Annotated in this window: 13 protein-coding genes; 8 read left to right on the forward strand and 5 right to left on the reverse strand. The window is 72.9% G+C overall.

Annotation, left to right across the window (positions count from 1 at the left end; genetic code table 11):
• Window positions 1-20: 20 nt before the first annotated feature.
• A complete protein-coding gene (locus tag FLL47_RS42310; protein ID WP_425457835.1) occupies window positions 21-1472 on the forward strand; it encodes a WG repeat-containing protein in 1452 nt (483 codons plus the stop codon).
• A 51-nt stretch (window positions 1473-1523) separates the two neighbouring features.
• A complete protein-coding gene (locus FLL47_RS42315; protein ID WP_144128340.1) occupies window positions 1524-2522 on the forward strand; it encodes an aldo/keto reductase family protein in 999 nt (332 codons plus the stop codon).
• A gap of 47 nt (window positions 2523-2569) precedes the next feature.
• On the opposite strand, the gene FLL47_RS42320 is transcribed toward FLL47_RS42315, so the two are convergent.
• Window positions 2570-2764 carry a hypothetical protein gene (locus FLL47_RS42320; RefSeq protein ID WP_120316212.1) on the reverse strand — a complete coding sequence of 65 codons (195 nt, stop codon included), beginning with the start codon at window positions 2762-2764 and terminating at the stop codon, window positions 2570-2572.
• 90 nt (window positions 2765-2854) lie between these two features.
• Here FLL47_RS42320 and FLL47_RS42325 point away from each other — a divergent pair, with 90 nt between their 5' ends.
• Genes FLL47_RS42325 through FLL47_RS42335 form a run of 3 tightly spaced genes read left to right on the forward strand, consistent with a single transcriptional unit; the run spans window position 2855 to window position 6600 of the window.
• Window positions 2855-4759, forward strand: a complete 1905-nt coding sequence (locus FLL47_RS42325; RefSeq protein WP_144128341.1) for a bifunctional adenosylcobinamide kinase/adenosylcobinamide-phosphate guanylyltransferase — start codon at window positions 2855-2857, stop codon at window positions 4757-4759.
• A complete protein-coding gene (locus FLL47_RS42330) occupies window positions 4737-5507 on the forward strand; it encodes an adenosylcobinamide-GDP ribazoletransferase (RefSeq protein ID WP_144128342.1) in 771 nt (256 codons plus the stop codon). The genes FLL47_RS42325 and FLL47_RS42330 overlap by 23 nt, the downstream gene beginning before the upstream one ends.
• A 25-nt stretch (window positions 5508-5532) precedes the next feature.
• The gene (locus FLL47_RS42335; protein ID WP_144128343.1) at window positions 5533-6600 is read left to right on the forward strand and encodes a hypothetical protein; all 1068 of its coding nucleotides are present in this window, start codon (window positions 5533-5535) and stop codon (window positions 6598-6600) included.
• Here FLL47_RS42335 and FLL47_RS42340 read toward each other — a convergent pair.
• From FLL47_RS42340 to gcvT, 3 genes are read right to left on the reverse strand one after another with little or no spacing between them, the layout of a single operon-like run.
• On the reverse strand, window positions 6597-6947 hold the full coding sequence (locus tag FLL47_RS42340) for an MmcQ/YjbR family DNA-binding protein (RefSeq protein ID WP_144128344.1): 351 nt from the start codon (window positions 6945-6947) through the stop codon (window positions 6597-6599). The two genes, FLL47_RS42335 and FLL47_RS42340, sit on opposite strands and share 4 nt — an antisense overlap.
• Window positions 6948-6976: 29 nt before the next feature.
• A complete protein-coding gene (locus FLL47_RS42345; protein WP_144128345.1) occupies window positions 6977-7705 on the reverse strand; it encodes an ArsR/SmtB family transcription factor in 729 nt (242 codons plus the stop codon).
• Window positions 7706-7756: 51 nt separating this feature from the next.
• Window positions 7757-8878: a glycine cleavage system aminomethyltransferase GcvT gene (gene gcvT / locus FLL47_RS42350; RefSeq protein WP_144128346.1), complete on the reverse strand. Its 1122-nt coding sequence runs from the start codon at window positions 8876-8878 to the stop codon at window positions 7757-7759.
• 72 nt (window positions 8879-8950) lie between these two features.
• Here gcvT and FLL47_RS42355 point away from each other — a divergent pair, with 72 nt between their 5' ends.
• Window positions 8951-10519 (forward strand): leucyl aminopeptidase, encoded by a 1569-nt coding sequence (locus FLL47_RS42355; RefSeq protein ID WP_144128347.1) that lies wholly within the window; start codon window positions 8951-8953, stop codon window positions 10517-10519.
• 139 nt (window positions 10520-10658) lie between these two features.
• On the opposite strand, the gene FLL47_RS42360 is transcribed toward FLL47_RS42355, so the two are convergent.
• Entirely contained in the window at window positions 10659-11012 is a 354-nt protein-coding gene (locus FLL47_RS42360) for a hypothetical protein (protein ID WP_144128348.1), read from the reverse strand.
• 146 nt (window positions 11013-11158) lie between these two features.
• Here FLL47_RS42360 and lpdA point away from each other — a divergent pair, with 146 nt between their 5' ends.
• Complete coding sequence (gene lpdA, locus FLL47_RS42365; protein WP_144128349.1) at window positions 11159-12535, forward strand: dihydrolipoyl dehydrogenase; 1377 nt, start codon at window positions 11159-11161, stop codon at window positions 12533-12535.
• Between the two features lie 64 nt (window positions 12536-12599).
• Window positions 12600-12950: biotin/lipoyl-containing protein (locus tag FLL47_RS42370; RefSeq protein WP_342780401.1), on the forward strand; the 351-nt coding region annotated here is incomplete at its 3' end.

Genomic DNA, 12950 nt, shown 5'->3' on the forward strand with positions numbered 1-12950 from the left:
CCGCGCTGTCCGCCCCGACGATGCTGCACCCGCTGGTCCGCCCGGGCGGCGCGGCCGCTGCCGCGGCGGCCGAGCCCGCGGCGACGACGGCGACGGTCACCGGTGCCGCGGCCGCGGCCGCTGCCGCGGCGGCCGAACCCGAGCCGGAGGCCACCCCCGAGGCGGGCCCCGACCCGGAGCAGGTGCTGGCGGCGTACGAGTGGCGCTTCCACCACGAGACCCTGCGCGAGCTGGTCGACAACCCCGACGAGCTGCGCGAGATCCGAGACCGGCTCACCGAGAAGCTCACCCCGGCCACCGACAACCCGACCCGCGCCCGGCTGCTCAGCCTGCGGGCCGTGGTCTCGCGCATCCTCGGCGACCTGACCAAGGCGCTGTCGGACGGCAAGATGGCCCTCGTGCACGCCGAGGCGACCGGCGAGCTGCGCCGCATCGCGCTGGCCAAGGCCCGGCTGGCGCACGTGCTGCAGTGGCGCGGTGACTTCACCGAGGCCGACAAGCTGTTCGCCGAGGCCAACTCCAGCGAGCTGCCGGACCGGCTGCGCGCCACCATGCACGAGCACGCCGGGCGGTCCTGCCTGGACCAGGGCCGCTACATGGAGGCGTTCAACCACTTCGAGAAGGCGCTCGAGCTGCGCAAGGTCGAGGACCCGGAGCTGATCACGCGCACCGAGATGGCACTCGACGCCGTCTCGATGAAGATCGCCGAGAACGGCATGGGTCCGTACCCGCGCAGCATGGACGAGATCCTGCAGGTCAGCAAGCCGCCGGTGCCGCGCTTCGACGAGCGTGTGCAGTGCTGGGGCTTCGCCGGGGCCGACGGCCGCACCGTGATCTCCCCCGCGTTCGCCGACGTGCAGCCGTTCCGCGACGGCGCGGCCTGGGTGCGCCGCCCGGAGATGGAGACCTGGGAGCTGATCGACGAGGCGGGCACCCGGCTCATCGACGGCCGGGCCGGCTGGCTCGGCGTGGGCTCGTTCTCCGACGGGCTGGCCTGGGTGTCGCGTGACGGTGCGGGCAACTGGGTCGCCATCGACAAGCAGGGCCGGGTGGTCATCTCCACCGGCTTCGAGGACGTACGCCCGTTCCGCCGCGGCCTGGCCGCGGTGCGCCGGGGCGGCTGGGGCGCGGTCGACAAGCAGGGCCGGGCCGTGGTGCCGTTCCAGTTCACCGGGTTCGCCACCGCGCTCACCGACGGCCGTTACGTCGACGGCTTCTCCGACGAGGGTCTGGCCATCGTGGACGCGGGCGGCCGCAAGGGCGTGGTGGACCGCACCGGCGCCGTGGTGGTGCCGCCCGTGCACCCCGCGCTGGTCATCCACCCGGTGGCGTTCCTGATCGCGGGCCCGTCCGGCCGCTGGGGCGCGCTGGACCGCAAGGGCCGCCCCTTCATCGACCCGGAGCTGCCGAGCCGCCAGGTCGTCATGGAGGAGCTGGACCGCCTGCTGGCCGACACGAAACCGGTTTTGTAGAACATTCAACCCTCTGCGGCGGGCCGAACCTGGTCGGCATAGGGTCTCCGTATGGAGTTTCGGCATTTGGGCCGTTCCGGGATGCTCGTCAGCGAGATCTCGTACGGAAACTGGATCACCCACGGCTCGCAGGTCGAGGAGGACGCCGCCGACGCGTGTGTGCGTGCCGCCCTCGACAGCGGGATCACCACCTTCGACACCGCCGACGTGTACGCCGGCACCCGGGCCGAGGCGGTGCTCGGCCGGGCGCTGAAGGGCGAGCGCCGCGAAGGCCTGGAGATCTTCACGAAGGTCTTCTGGCCGACCGGGTCCGGGCGCAACGACCGCGGCCTGTCCCGCAAGCACATCATGGAGTCGATCAACGGCTCGCTGAGCCGCCTGCAGACCGACTATGTGGACCTCTACCAGGCGCACCGCTACGACTACGCGACCCCGCTCGAGGAGACGATGGTGGCGTTCGCCGACATCGTGCACTCCGGCAAGGCGCACTACATCGGCGTTTCGGAGTGGAAGGCGTCGGAGATCCGCGCCGCGCACGCGCTGGCCACCGAGCTGAAGATCTCGCTGGTGTCGAGCCAGCCGCAGTACTCGATGCTGTGGCGGGTCATCGAGGCCGAGGTCGTGCCGACCTGCGAGGAGCTCGGCCTGGGCCAGATCGTCTGGTCGCCGATGGCGCAGGGTGTGCTGAGCGGCAAGTACCTGCCGGGCCAGCCGCCGCCGGCCGGTTCGCGGGCCACCGACGAGAAGTCGGGTGCCGGTTTCATCGCGCGCTGGCTCGACGAGGACGTGCTGACCCGGGTGCAGCTGCTCAAGCCGCTGGCCGAGCAGGCGGGCCTGACCATGGCCCAGCTGGCCATCGCGTGGGTGCTGCAGAACCCGAACGTGTCGTCGGCGATCGTCGGCGCGACGCGCCCCGAGCAGGTGTACGACAACGTCAAGGCCTCAGGTGTGAAGCTCGACGCCGACCTGATGAAGGCGATCGACGAGATCGTCGAGCCGATCACGGAGCGGGACCCGGGCAAGACCGTGTCCCCCGCCGAGCGTCCCTGAGCACAACGTCAGGGGCCGCCCCGCGGGCGGCCCCTGACGGTCGGGGATCAGGCCCCCTGCAGGCTCATCCGGTACTCGTCGCGGTCGCCCTCGACGAGGATCACCTCCACCGCGCCGGCGGCGACCAGGTCACGCCATGTCTGGCCGAGCCACGACTCGGCGTCGGCCTGGTTGCTGAACGTCTCGTTCGGGCCTTCGACGGGCTTGCCCGCCGCATCCTCGTACCGCCAGCTCCACGTCATGACGATCAGCTTATCCGCAGTCACCGGTCCGGCGGCGCAGGCGGAGCATCCGCTGACCCGCCCCGGCGCCGAAGGTCATAAGGTACGGGCATGTCGCATGACGGTTGGCCCCCACACTTCGGGGCACGGGTGCTGGTACTCGGTGGCATTCGCTCAGGCAAGAGCGAGTACGCCGAATCGCTGCTGTCGGGCGCACGGTCGGTGCGCTACCTCGCCACTGCGCTGGCGGACGGCGGTGACCCGGCGTTCGCCGACCGGGTGGCCGCGCATCGCGAGCGCAGGCCGCAGTCCTGGATCACCGTCGAGACGTACGGCGACCCGGCCGCCCTGGTCACCGCGCTCGGCCAGGCGGCCCCCGACGACATGCTGATCGTCGACGACCTCGGCGGCTGGGTGGTGAACCTGCTGGACCGCGCGGACGCGCAGGTGCACGTCAGCCGGCTGGCCGCCGCCGTCGCCGGGTGCCCGGCGCGGGTGGTGCTGGTCAGCCCCGAGGTCGGCCTCTCGGTGGTGCCGCCGTCCGAGGCGGGTGTGCGCTTCGCCGACCTGATGGGACTGACCAACCAGGCCGTCGCCGCGGCCTGCGACGCGGTGGCCCTCGTCGTCGCCGGGCACCCGGTCTGGCTGACCACCGCCGACGGCACGACCTCCGGACCGGGCTTCGCCGGGCCGGCCGTGACGGCTGCGGGATCGGAACCGGCCGACCTGGCGGTGCCGGGCGCGGTCGTCGGTGGCGCGGTGACGGCCGCGGGTTCGGCCGCCGCGACGACGGCCGGTGCGCCGATCGCCGTGACACTGCCCGCCGCGGTGATCCCCAGCCCTGAGGTGCTCACCCCTTCCGCCGCCGCGCCGAAGCCCACCGCCGCGCTCACCGAGAGCACCCAGGCCCTGCCGATCGTGGCCACCGGCCTGGTCATCCAGCAGAACATGGACCTGCCCATCCCGGACAGCGACGCCCGCGACGCCGCCCGCGACCACCTGAACCTGCTCGACGTCCCCGGCTCCGGCCTGGGCCGGCTGGCCGAGATCGTGCTGTTCGCCGCGGGCGCGCAGGGCCGCGCCGTGCCGTTGCCGTGGCAGCAGCCGCGGATGCTGCTGCTGCACGGCACCCACGACGGCGACGTCGCCGCCGGTCAGACCCCGCACGGGGCAGCGCTGCTCGCGGCGCAGGCCCGCCGCGGCGAGGGCCCGATCGGGCTGCTGGCCGCCGAGTACGGCGTCAGCCTGCAGATCGTCGACACCGCCACGGCCGAGGCGATCGAGCACACCCCGGCGGCGGAGCTGGACACCGTCGAGGGCCTGCTGCGCTACGGCTGGCAGCTCGCCGACGAGGCCGCCGACAGCGGGGTCGACCTGCTGATGCTGGGTTCGTGCGGGGCGGGTGCCGAAGCGGCCGCGGCCGCGGTGGTCTCCGCGGTGACCGGCGCGGAGGTGCCCGGCCTGCTGAGCCGGGTGGTCAGCGCCGACGGCACGGTCGACGACGCCGCCTGGATGCTGCGCTGTGCCGCGGTGTGCGACGCGATGCACCGGGTCCGGGGGCGGGTGCTGGCGGCCAAGGAGATGCTCACCGAGCTGGGCGGGCCGGACCTGGCGGTCGCGGCCGGCGTCATCCTGGGCGCCACGGCACGGCGTACGCCGGTGCTGCTGGACGGGCCGGTCGGCGTCGCCGCCGGGCTGATCGCCCGGGACCTGGGCAGCCAGTCACGGCTGTGGTGCGCGCTGGCCGACACCGGCCGGCACCCGACCACCGTGCTCGCCGCCGACGTGCTCGGCCTGACCCCGCTGACCGACCTGAACGCCGGTCTCGGCGAGGGCACGGGCGCGCTGCTGGCACTGCCGCTGCTGCGCTCGGCGCTCACCCTGGCCGCGTCGCTGCCCGCCCTGCCGCCGCTGCTCGACGAGCCGCCCGCGCACCTGCAGGAACCCGAGGACGAGCCCGACGACGCCACCGACCCGGCCGTGTCCCGCGCCGATGACACGTCCATCGTGGACTGACGGCCCGCGGCTGGCGCTGACCACGCTCACGGTCGCGCCGGTCGCCGGTCCGCAGCGCCTGGACCGCGCCGTCGCCGGCCGGGCCATGACGCTCGCCCCGGCGGTCGGCGCGCTGCTCGGAGTGCTGCTCGGCGGGGTGCTGGCGGCGCTCGCGGCGGGGCTGCCCGCGCTGGTCGCCGCGACGCTGACGGTGGGCCTGGCCGCGCTGCTCAGCCGCGGGCTGCACCTGGACGGGCTGGCGGACGCGGTGGACGCGCTGGGGTCGTACCGCACACGCGAGCGCGCCCTGGAGATCATGAAGTCACCGGAGGTCGGCCCGTTCGGTGTGGTGGCCCTGATCCTGGTGCTGCTGCTGCAGGTCGGGGCATTGGCGCAGCTGTCGGCGCGGCCGCTGCCCGCGCTGGTCGCGGCGGTGGCCGCCGCCGTCGCGGGTGGACGGCTGGCGATCGCCGAGGCGTGCCGCCGGGGCGTGCCCGCGGCGCGGCCCGGCGGGATGGGGGCCCTGGTCGCGGGCACGGTGCACCCGGCCGCGGTGGCGCTCGCCGCGATCGCCGTCGCGGCGCTGGCGGTGCCGGCCGTGCCGGGCCGTCCCTGGCAGGGCCCGGCCGCCGTTTTCGCCTCGCTGCTCGTCGTGGCAGGCCTGCGCGTGCATCTGGTACGCCGGTTCGGCGGCATCACCGGCGACGTGCTCGGTTTCCTGTCCGAAACGGGGACCACCGTGATCGCCATCGGACTGATTCTCTTCTGACCCGCGCCCCGCTAACATCACGCGAATGATCTTCGAATCCGCCACCCCGCTCGTCCGCGCCTGCGACGCGCTGGTGCGCGCCCGCCGCGAGCGCGACATCGAGGCCTTCGAGTCGGCCACGGCGCAGCTGTGGGAGGCCGCCCAGACGGCCCCGGCGGACGAGCTCACCACCGCCCTGACCGCCTGCGCCGAACTGCTCGGCGAGCTCGGGCCGGGCTTCGGCGGCGAGTTCGCGGTGCTCTGCGGCGCGCTGATCGAGCTGGGCGCCTCGCCCGAGCCGCTGATCCCGGTGCTGCGGAACCAGCTCACCGAGGTCGCGGGCCTGGCGGCGGAGTTCGCCGCGGTCTGGGCGCGCGAGTTCCCCGGCGAAGGCACGCCCGAGCCGGACCCCGCGGAGTTCGAGCCCACCCTGGAGCGCCTGGACGCGGCCATCCCACCCGACCAGGCGGTGCGGCTCGCGGAGAGCTGGTTCGGGCTGCAGTCGTGGATGCGCTGCGCCACCACGCTGCTGCAGAACTCGGCCGCGGCCCGGCGGTCCTGCCAGGACGAGCCGGCGCTGCGCGCGGCCGTCGCCGCGCTGGAGCCCGAGCGCGAGGACATGGCCTGGCTGGCAATGCTGCTGTCGGTGCTCGACGGGGAGCGGCTGCTGGTGCTGCACCGGCCCACCGGGCGCGGCTGGCGGGTGACGATCGGCGGGATCGGCGACAACTTCCAGCTGCACTCGCTGCTGGCCGCGACGCTGTCCGGGCCGGCCGCCGACGGCCTGCTGGAGGGCCTGGCGGTCGATCCGGCGTGGACGGCGGTGGCGTCGGACGCGCCCGCCTCGGCGTTCGGCGGACAGGTGACCGGCTCGTTCAACCTGGTCGACGCGTACGGTGCGTGGATCTGGAACGAGGGGGTGCCCGCCGACATCCCGGCGCTGGACGGGGTCCGGGTCGTCGTGCTGGACCCGCCGCCCTACGCGCGCCACTGGGACAACATCCGCCGCTACCCGATGATGACCGCCGCCATCACGCTCGACTACGTACTGGCCACCGACGAGGCGGCCGCGTGGCTGGGTCGGGTGGCACCGGCCAAGGGCGTCGGCGACTAGCCCTCCGCGTCGTACTGCTTGACCAGCTTCTTCGGCGCGGTGCGCCGCCAGGCCTCGACGACCAGTTCCCGCAGCTCGTCCGGGTCGGCCTCGGCGAGCACCACCTGGACCCAGCCGAACCGCCCGACATAGGCCGCGGGCGAGTAGACCTCGGGCGCGGCGGCCAGCAGCGCCGCCTGCTCCTCCTTGGTGGCCTTCACCGACATGGTCGGGCTGCCCGGCGCGCCGCCGGCGAACATCTTGTCGCCGACCCGCAGCGTCGGGTGGCCCCACTCCTCGACCATCACCTCGGCCCCGCCCGGCAGCGCCAGCACCCAGTCCCTCACCTGCTCGTACGTGACAGCCATGGCGACCACCCTAGGCCATCCACAGGCCGTCAGCCGGGCTCACCGGACACGTCGACGCCGAGCAGCTCGCGCAGCGCCCGTACGCCGTCGGGGGTCGCGCGCACCGCCCGGCCGGTGCCGATCCGTTCGATCCAGCGGCGTTCGAGCAGGCGGTCGCACAGCACCGCGCCACCGGCGCCGGCGAGGTGGTGGCGGCGCTCCGTCCAGTCCAGACACGGGCGCGCCACCGGCCTGCGCGCGCCGCCGCGCAGCTCGTCGGCGGCGTCGAGGTTCTCGGCGAACCAGCGCATGCCGTCGTCGGTGAGCGCGAAACCGGTGTCGAGTCGCAGCAGCCCCCGGCCGATCATCGCGTCGGTGAGCCCGACGCCGAGCCGCCCGGCCAGGTGGTCGTAGCAGGTGCGCCCCCGGGCCAGCGCGGCCGTGGCGGCCGACGCGCGCAGGGTGCCGGCCCGCGGGGCGGCCGGCCCGCCGTAGGCGGCCAGGTCCTCCACCAGCTGCGCCGTATGCGCGCCGGCCAGGCGCAGGTAGCGGTGCCGGCCCTGGCGCTCCTGCGCCAGCAGCCCGCCCGCGACCAGCTGGTCGACGTGCTCGCTGGCGGTGGACGGGGCGACGCCGGCCTGGCGGGCCAGCTCGCCGAGCGTCCATGCCCGCCCGTCGAGCAGGGCGAGCAGGAACGCGGCACGCGTGTTGTCGGCGAACAGCGCGGCGAGCCGGGCCAGCGGGACACCGGCGGTGTCCGGCGGGGCAGGAGTGGACATGCCCCCAGTCTGCCCGCGCCACAGTTCGGCCCGGCCCGAACAGTCCCCCGCTTACTTCACCGAAGGCTGTACGAACGGCGGCTTGGTGACGGTCATCGAGCTGCGGCGGCCGCGCACGTCGACCTCGACGGTGTCGCCCTCGGCCAGGCCGGCGTCGGTTTCCAGCAGGGCCAGCGCGATGCCGATCTTGCGGGTCGGCGAGAAGGTGCCGCTGGTGATCTCCCCCACGGTCCGGTCGCCGGAGAGCACGCTCATGTGCGCCCGCGGGATGCCCCGGTCGTTGGCGACCAGGCCCCACAGCGTGCGCCGCGCACCGGCCGCCTTCTCCGCGGTCAGCACGTCGCGGCCCCAGAACTCCGGCTTGCTCCAGCCCACGGCCCACCCGGCGCGGGCCTGCACCGGGGTGATGTCCATGGACAGGTCCTGCCCGTGCAGCGGGTAGCCCATCTCGGTGCGCAGCGTGTCGCGGGAGGCCAGGCCGCAGGCGCGGGCGGGCACGCTCGCGCCGAACAGCGCGTCCCACACCCGGGTCGCGTCGCCCGACGGGACGACCAGCTCGTAGCCGTGCTCGCCGGTGTAACCGGTGCGGCACACGGTCAGGGTCACGCCGTCCAGCTCCGCTGTGGCGAAGCTCATGTACTCGTGATCGGTGGGCAGACCCAGCTCGGCCAGCAGCTCCGCCGACCGCGGACCCTGCACCGCCAGCACCGCGAAGTCCGCGTGCTCGTTGGTGACGGTCAGCTCGGCGGGCGCGGCGGCGGACAGGCGCCGGACGACCTCGGTGGTGTTGGCCGCGTTCGGGATCAGGAAGACGTGGTCGTCGCCGTAGAGGTAGGCGATGATGTCGTCGACCACGCCGCCGGTCGCGTCGTCGCAGCACAGCGTGTACTGCGCTTTACCAGGCTTGATGCGGCCCAGGTCGTTGGTCAGGCAGGCGTTGACGAAGTCCGCCGCGCCCGGCCCCGTGATCCGGGCTTTGCCCAGATGACTGACGTCGAAGACGCCCACCCCTTCGCGCACCGCAGCGTGCTCCTTGAGCACCCCGCCCCCGGCGTACTCCAGCGGCATGTCCCAGCCGCCGAAGGCGGCGAACTTCGCTCCCAGCGCCACGTGACGATCGTGTAGAGGCGATGTGAGCAGGTCGGCTGAGTCTTTTGAACCCATGTCGGTCATGAGCGCAACTTACCCTGGCGTTTGGGGTTCGTTAGCATCGGCGCAGCAACCCACGTCCACCAGGAGTACTTTGTGACCACGCCCACCACGGCTCTGCCCACGCTGAGCCTCGCCGACACCGACCCTGCCGACCTCACCGTGGACGCCGTGGTCATCGGCGTCCACAGTCAGGAAGGCGCCGAGGGCGCGGCCGGGGAGCTGCTGCTGGCGTCCGGGGCCGAGAGCATCGCCGCCGCGTTCGACGGCAAGCTGACCGCCACCCTGGCCCTGCTCGGGGCCACCGGCGGCGCGGGCGAGGTCACCAAGCTCGCCACGCTCGGCACCATCACCGCTCCCGTGCTGGTAGCCGTCGGCCTGGGCGGCGAGCCCACCGGCCCGGCACCCGCACCCGACACCCTGCGGCGCGCCACCGCCGCCGCGGTCCGCGCCCTGGCCGGCGCGAAGAAGGTCGTGCTGGCGCTGCCCCTGTCCGACGACGCCGACGACAGCGGCGCGCTGACCCTGCGCGCGGTCGCGGAGGGCGCGGCGCTGGGTGCGTACCGGTTCACCGGCTACAAGGGCAAGCCGTCCGCGGGCCGCAAGGACCCGGTCACCGCGGTGTCGGTGCTGGTGCCCGACGCCAAGGAGGGTGCCGCCAACACCGAGCTCAAGCGCGCCACCGTGGTCACCGCCGCGGTCGCCCGCACCCGCGACTGGGTCAACGCCCCGGCCAACCTGCTGCGCCCGCCGAACTTCGCCGACGAGATCGCCGCGCTGGCCGGCAAGGCCGGCCTGGACGTCGAGGTGCTCGACGAGAAGGCGCTCATCGAGGGCGGTTTCGGCGGCATCCTCGCCGTCGGCATGGGCTCGGCCGCCAAGCCGCGCCTCGTCAAGATCACGTACAAGCCGGCCCAGGCGTCCACCACCGTGGCGCTGATCGGCAAGGGCATCACGTTCGACACCGGCGGCGTCTCCATCAAGCCCGCGCAGGGCATGTGGGAGATGAAGTCCGACATGGCCGGCGCGGCCGCCGTGGCCAGCACCATGGCCGCGATCGCCGAGCTCAAGCCCGCCGTGGCGGTGACCGCGTACATCCCGATCGCGGAGAACATGCTCTCCGGCGAGGCGTACCGGCCCGGTGACGTGATCACCATGCGCAACGGCAAGAAGGTCGAGGTGCTCAACACCGACGCCGAGGGCCGCATGGTCCTGGCCGACGCCATCGCGCTGGCCTGCGAGTCCCAGCCCGACTACCTCATCGAGACCTCGACGCTGACGGGCGGCCAGGTCATCGCGCTCGGCAAGAAGATCTCCGGCGTGATGGGCTCGGAGAAGCTGGCCCAGCGCACCAAGGCCGCGGGCGACCTGGTCGGCGAGCCGACCTGGCCGATGCCGCTGCCCGACGAGATCCGCAAGTCGATGGAGTCGGACGTCGCCGACATCCTGCAGGTCAGCGCGGGCATGGAGCGCGCCGGCCACATGCTGCAGGGCGGCGTGTTCCTGCGTGAGTTCGTCACCGAGGGCGTCGAGTGGGCGCACATCGACATCGCCGGCCCGTCGTTCCACTCCGGCGAGGCCACCGGCCACTGGAGCAAGGGCGGCACCGGCGTCCCGGTCCGCACCCTGCTGGCCCTGGTCGACGACATCGCGGCGAACGGCTGAGAAGCGAAGCGGAGCGGCCGCCGAGCAACGCGGCGAACGGCTGAGCCCTGCCGAAGCGTTCAAGATCGCTGTTTCGTGTCATGACCTGCGGTTTGACCCCAGGTTCTGACACGAAACAGCGATCTTCGCCATTTTCGCGCTATTCGGCGGGGCGGAGTTTCTGGCGGGCGTTGAAGTCGCGCATGCGCTGGGGGTAGCCGACGAGCTGGACGTCGTAGACGGGCATGGACAGGCGCTGGGCGAACTGGCGCACCGCGGTCGGGCTGGGCATGCGGCGGCGGGTCCACTCACCGTCGTGGGCGATGAGGATGACCGTGGTCCCGGTCACCGTCGTACGCGGTTCGATGAACGCCTCGACCCCGCGACGGGACTGCACGAACTGCTCGAGATGGGTGATGTCGGCCGGGTTGGCCGGGCGATCGGCCGGGGACCCGCCCCGGCGGCGGAACCAACCCACACCTGCTCCTCTCCGAAGGTGGACTTCGGTGCGCATGGTACTGGGCAAGAGTAGCCAGACGTGTCCTTGAGCACCTCGACTGCGCGCTCGACCGTCGGCAGTGACAAGATGACCGAGTGTGGGCTGAGCACACGCCGGCTCACCGTGACGCGAAGTGGCAATGACGCGACCTTGGAGCGATCGTGAGCGAGACCTTTGACGTAGTCATCCTCGGCGGCGGCAGCGGTGGTTATGCCACCGCGCTGCGTGCGGCGCAGCTGGGTCTGTCCGTCGCACTGATCGAGAAGGACAAGCTGGGCGGTACCTGCCTGCACCGGGGCTGTGTCCCCACCAAGGCGCTGCTGCACGCCGGCGAGGTCGCCGACCAGACCCGCGAGGCATCGCACATCGGCATCAAGGCCGAGCTGATCCAGATCGACATGGCGGGCGTGAACGCGTACAAGGACGGCGTGGTCGCCGGCCTGTACAAGGGCCTGCAGGGCCTGATCAAGGCCTCGAAGGTCACCTACGTCGAGGGCAAGGGCACGCTCGTCGCGCCGAACGCCGTCGAGGTGAACGGGCAGCGCTACACCGGCCGCAACATCGTGCTGGCCACCGGTTCGTACTCGAAGAGCCTGCCCGGCCTGGAGCTGGACGGCGAGCGGGTCATCGCCAGCGAGCACGCGCTGACCATGGACCGCGTGCCCGCGTCCGCGATCGTGCTCGGCGGCGGCGTGATCGGCGTCGAGTTCGCCAGCGCCTGGAAGTCGCTGGGCGCCGAGGTGACCATCGTCGAGGCCCTGCCGCGCCTGGTCGCGGCCGAGGACCCGGACATCTCCAAGCAGCTGGAGCGCACCTTCCGCAAGCGCGGCATCGGCTTCAAGGTCGGCAAGCCGTTCGAGAAGGTCGAGAAGACCGAGAGCGGCGTGAAGGTCACCATCGCCGGCGGCGAGACCCTGGAGGCCGAGCTGCTGCTGGTCGCCGTGGGCCGCGGCCCGGCCACCGCCAACTGCGGCTACGAGGCGCAGGGCGTGACCATGGAGCGCGGCTTCGTGATCACCGACGAGCGCCTGCGCACCAACCTGCCCAACGTGTACGCCGTCGGCGACATCGTGCCCGGCCTGCAGCTGGCGCACCGCGGTTTCGCGCAGGGCATCTTCGTCGCGGAGACGATCGCGGGCCAGAACCCGGCCCCTATCGTCGAGTCGGGCATCCCGCGCGTCACCTACACCGACCCGGAGATCGCGTCGGTCGGCATCACCGAGGCCCAGGCCAAGGAGAAGTTCGGCGCGGACAACGTCGAGACGTACAACTACAACCTCGGCGGCAACGGCAAGAGCAAGATCCTGGGCACCCAGGGCTTCGTGAAGCTGGTCCGCCAGAAGGACGGCCCGGTCGTGGGCATCCACATGATCGGCGCCCGGATGGGCGAGCAGGTCGGCGAGGCGTCGCTCATCGTCAACTGGGAGGCGTTCCCGGCCGAGGTCGCGGCGCTCATCCACGCGCACCCGACGCAGAACGAGGCGCTCGGCGAGGCGCACCTGGCGCTGGCGGGCAAGCCGCTGCACGCGCACAACTGAGCGAATAAGCTCACCTCGTCCTTTTGTAACTGCGGATCAGCACTTAACTGAGGAGTCTGAAGCAATGCCGGTATCGGTAACCATGCCGCGGCTCGGCGAGAGTGTCACCGAGGGCACCGTCACCCGGTGGCTCAAGCAGGAGGGTGACCGGGTCGAGGTCGACGAGCCGCTGCTCGAGGTCTCCACCGACAAGGTCGACACGGAGATCCCGTCGCCGGCTGCCGGCATTCTCAGCAAGATCGTCGTCGGTGAGGACGAGACCGCTGAGGTAGGCGCGGAGCTCGCCGTCATCTCCGATGCGGGCGAGAGCCCGGCCGCGGCCGCTCCGGCCGCCGCACCCGCCGCCGAGGCCCCCGCTCCGGCCGCCCCGGCACAGGAGGCGGCACCGGCGCCGGCTCCCGCCGCGGCCGCGCCG

This window comes from Catellatospora sichuanensis (assembly GCF_007483665.1).
Classification (GTDB): domain Bacteria; phylum Actinomycetota; class Actinomycetes; order Mycobacteriales; family Micromonosporaceae; genus Catellatospora; species Catellatospora sichuanensis.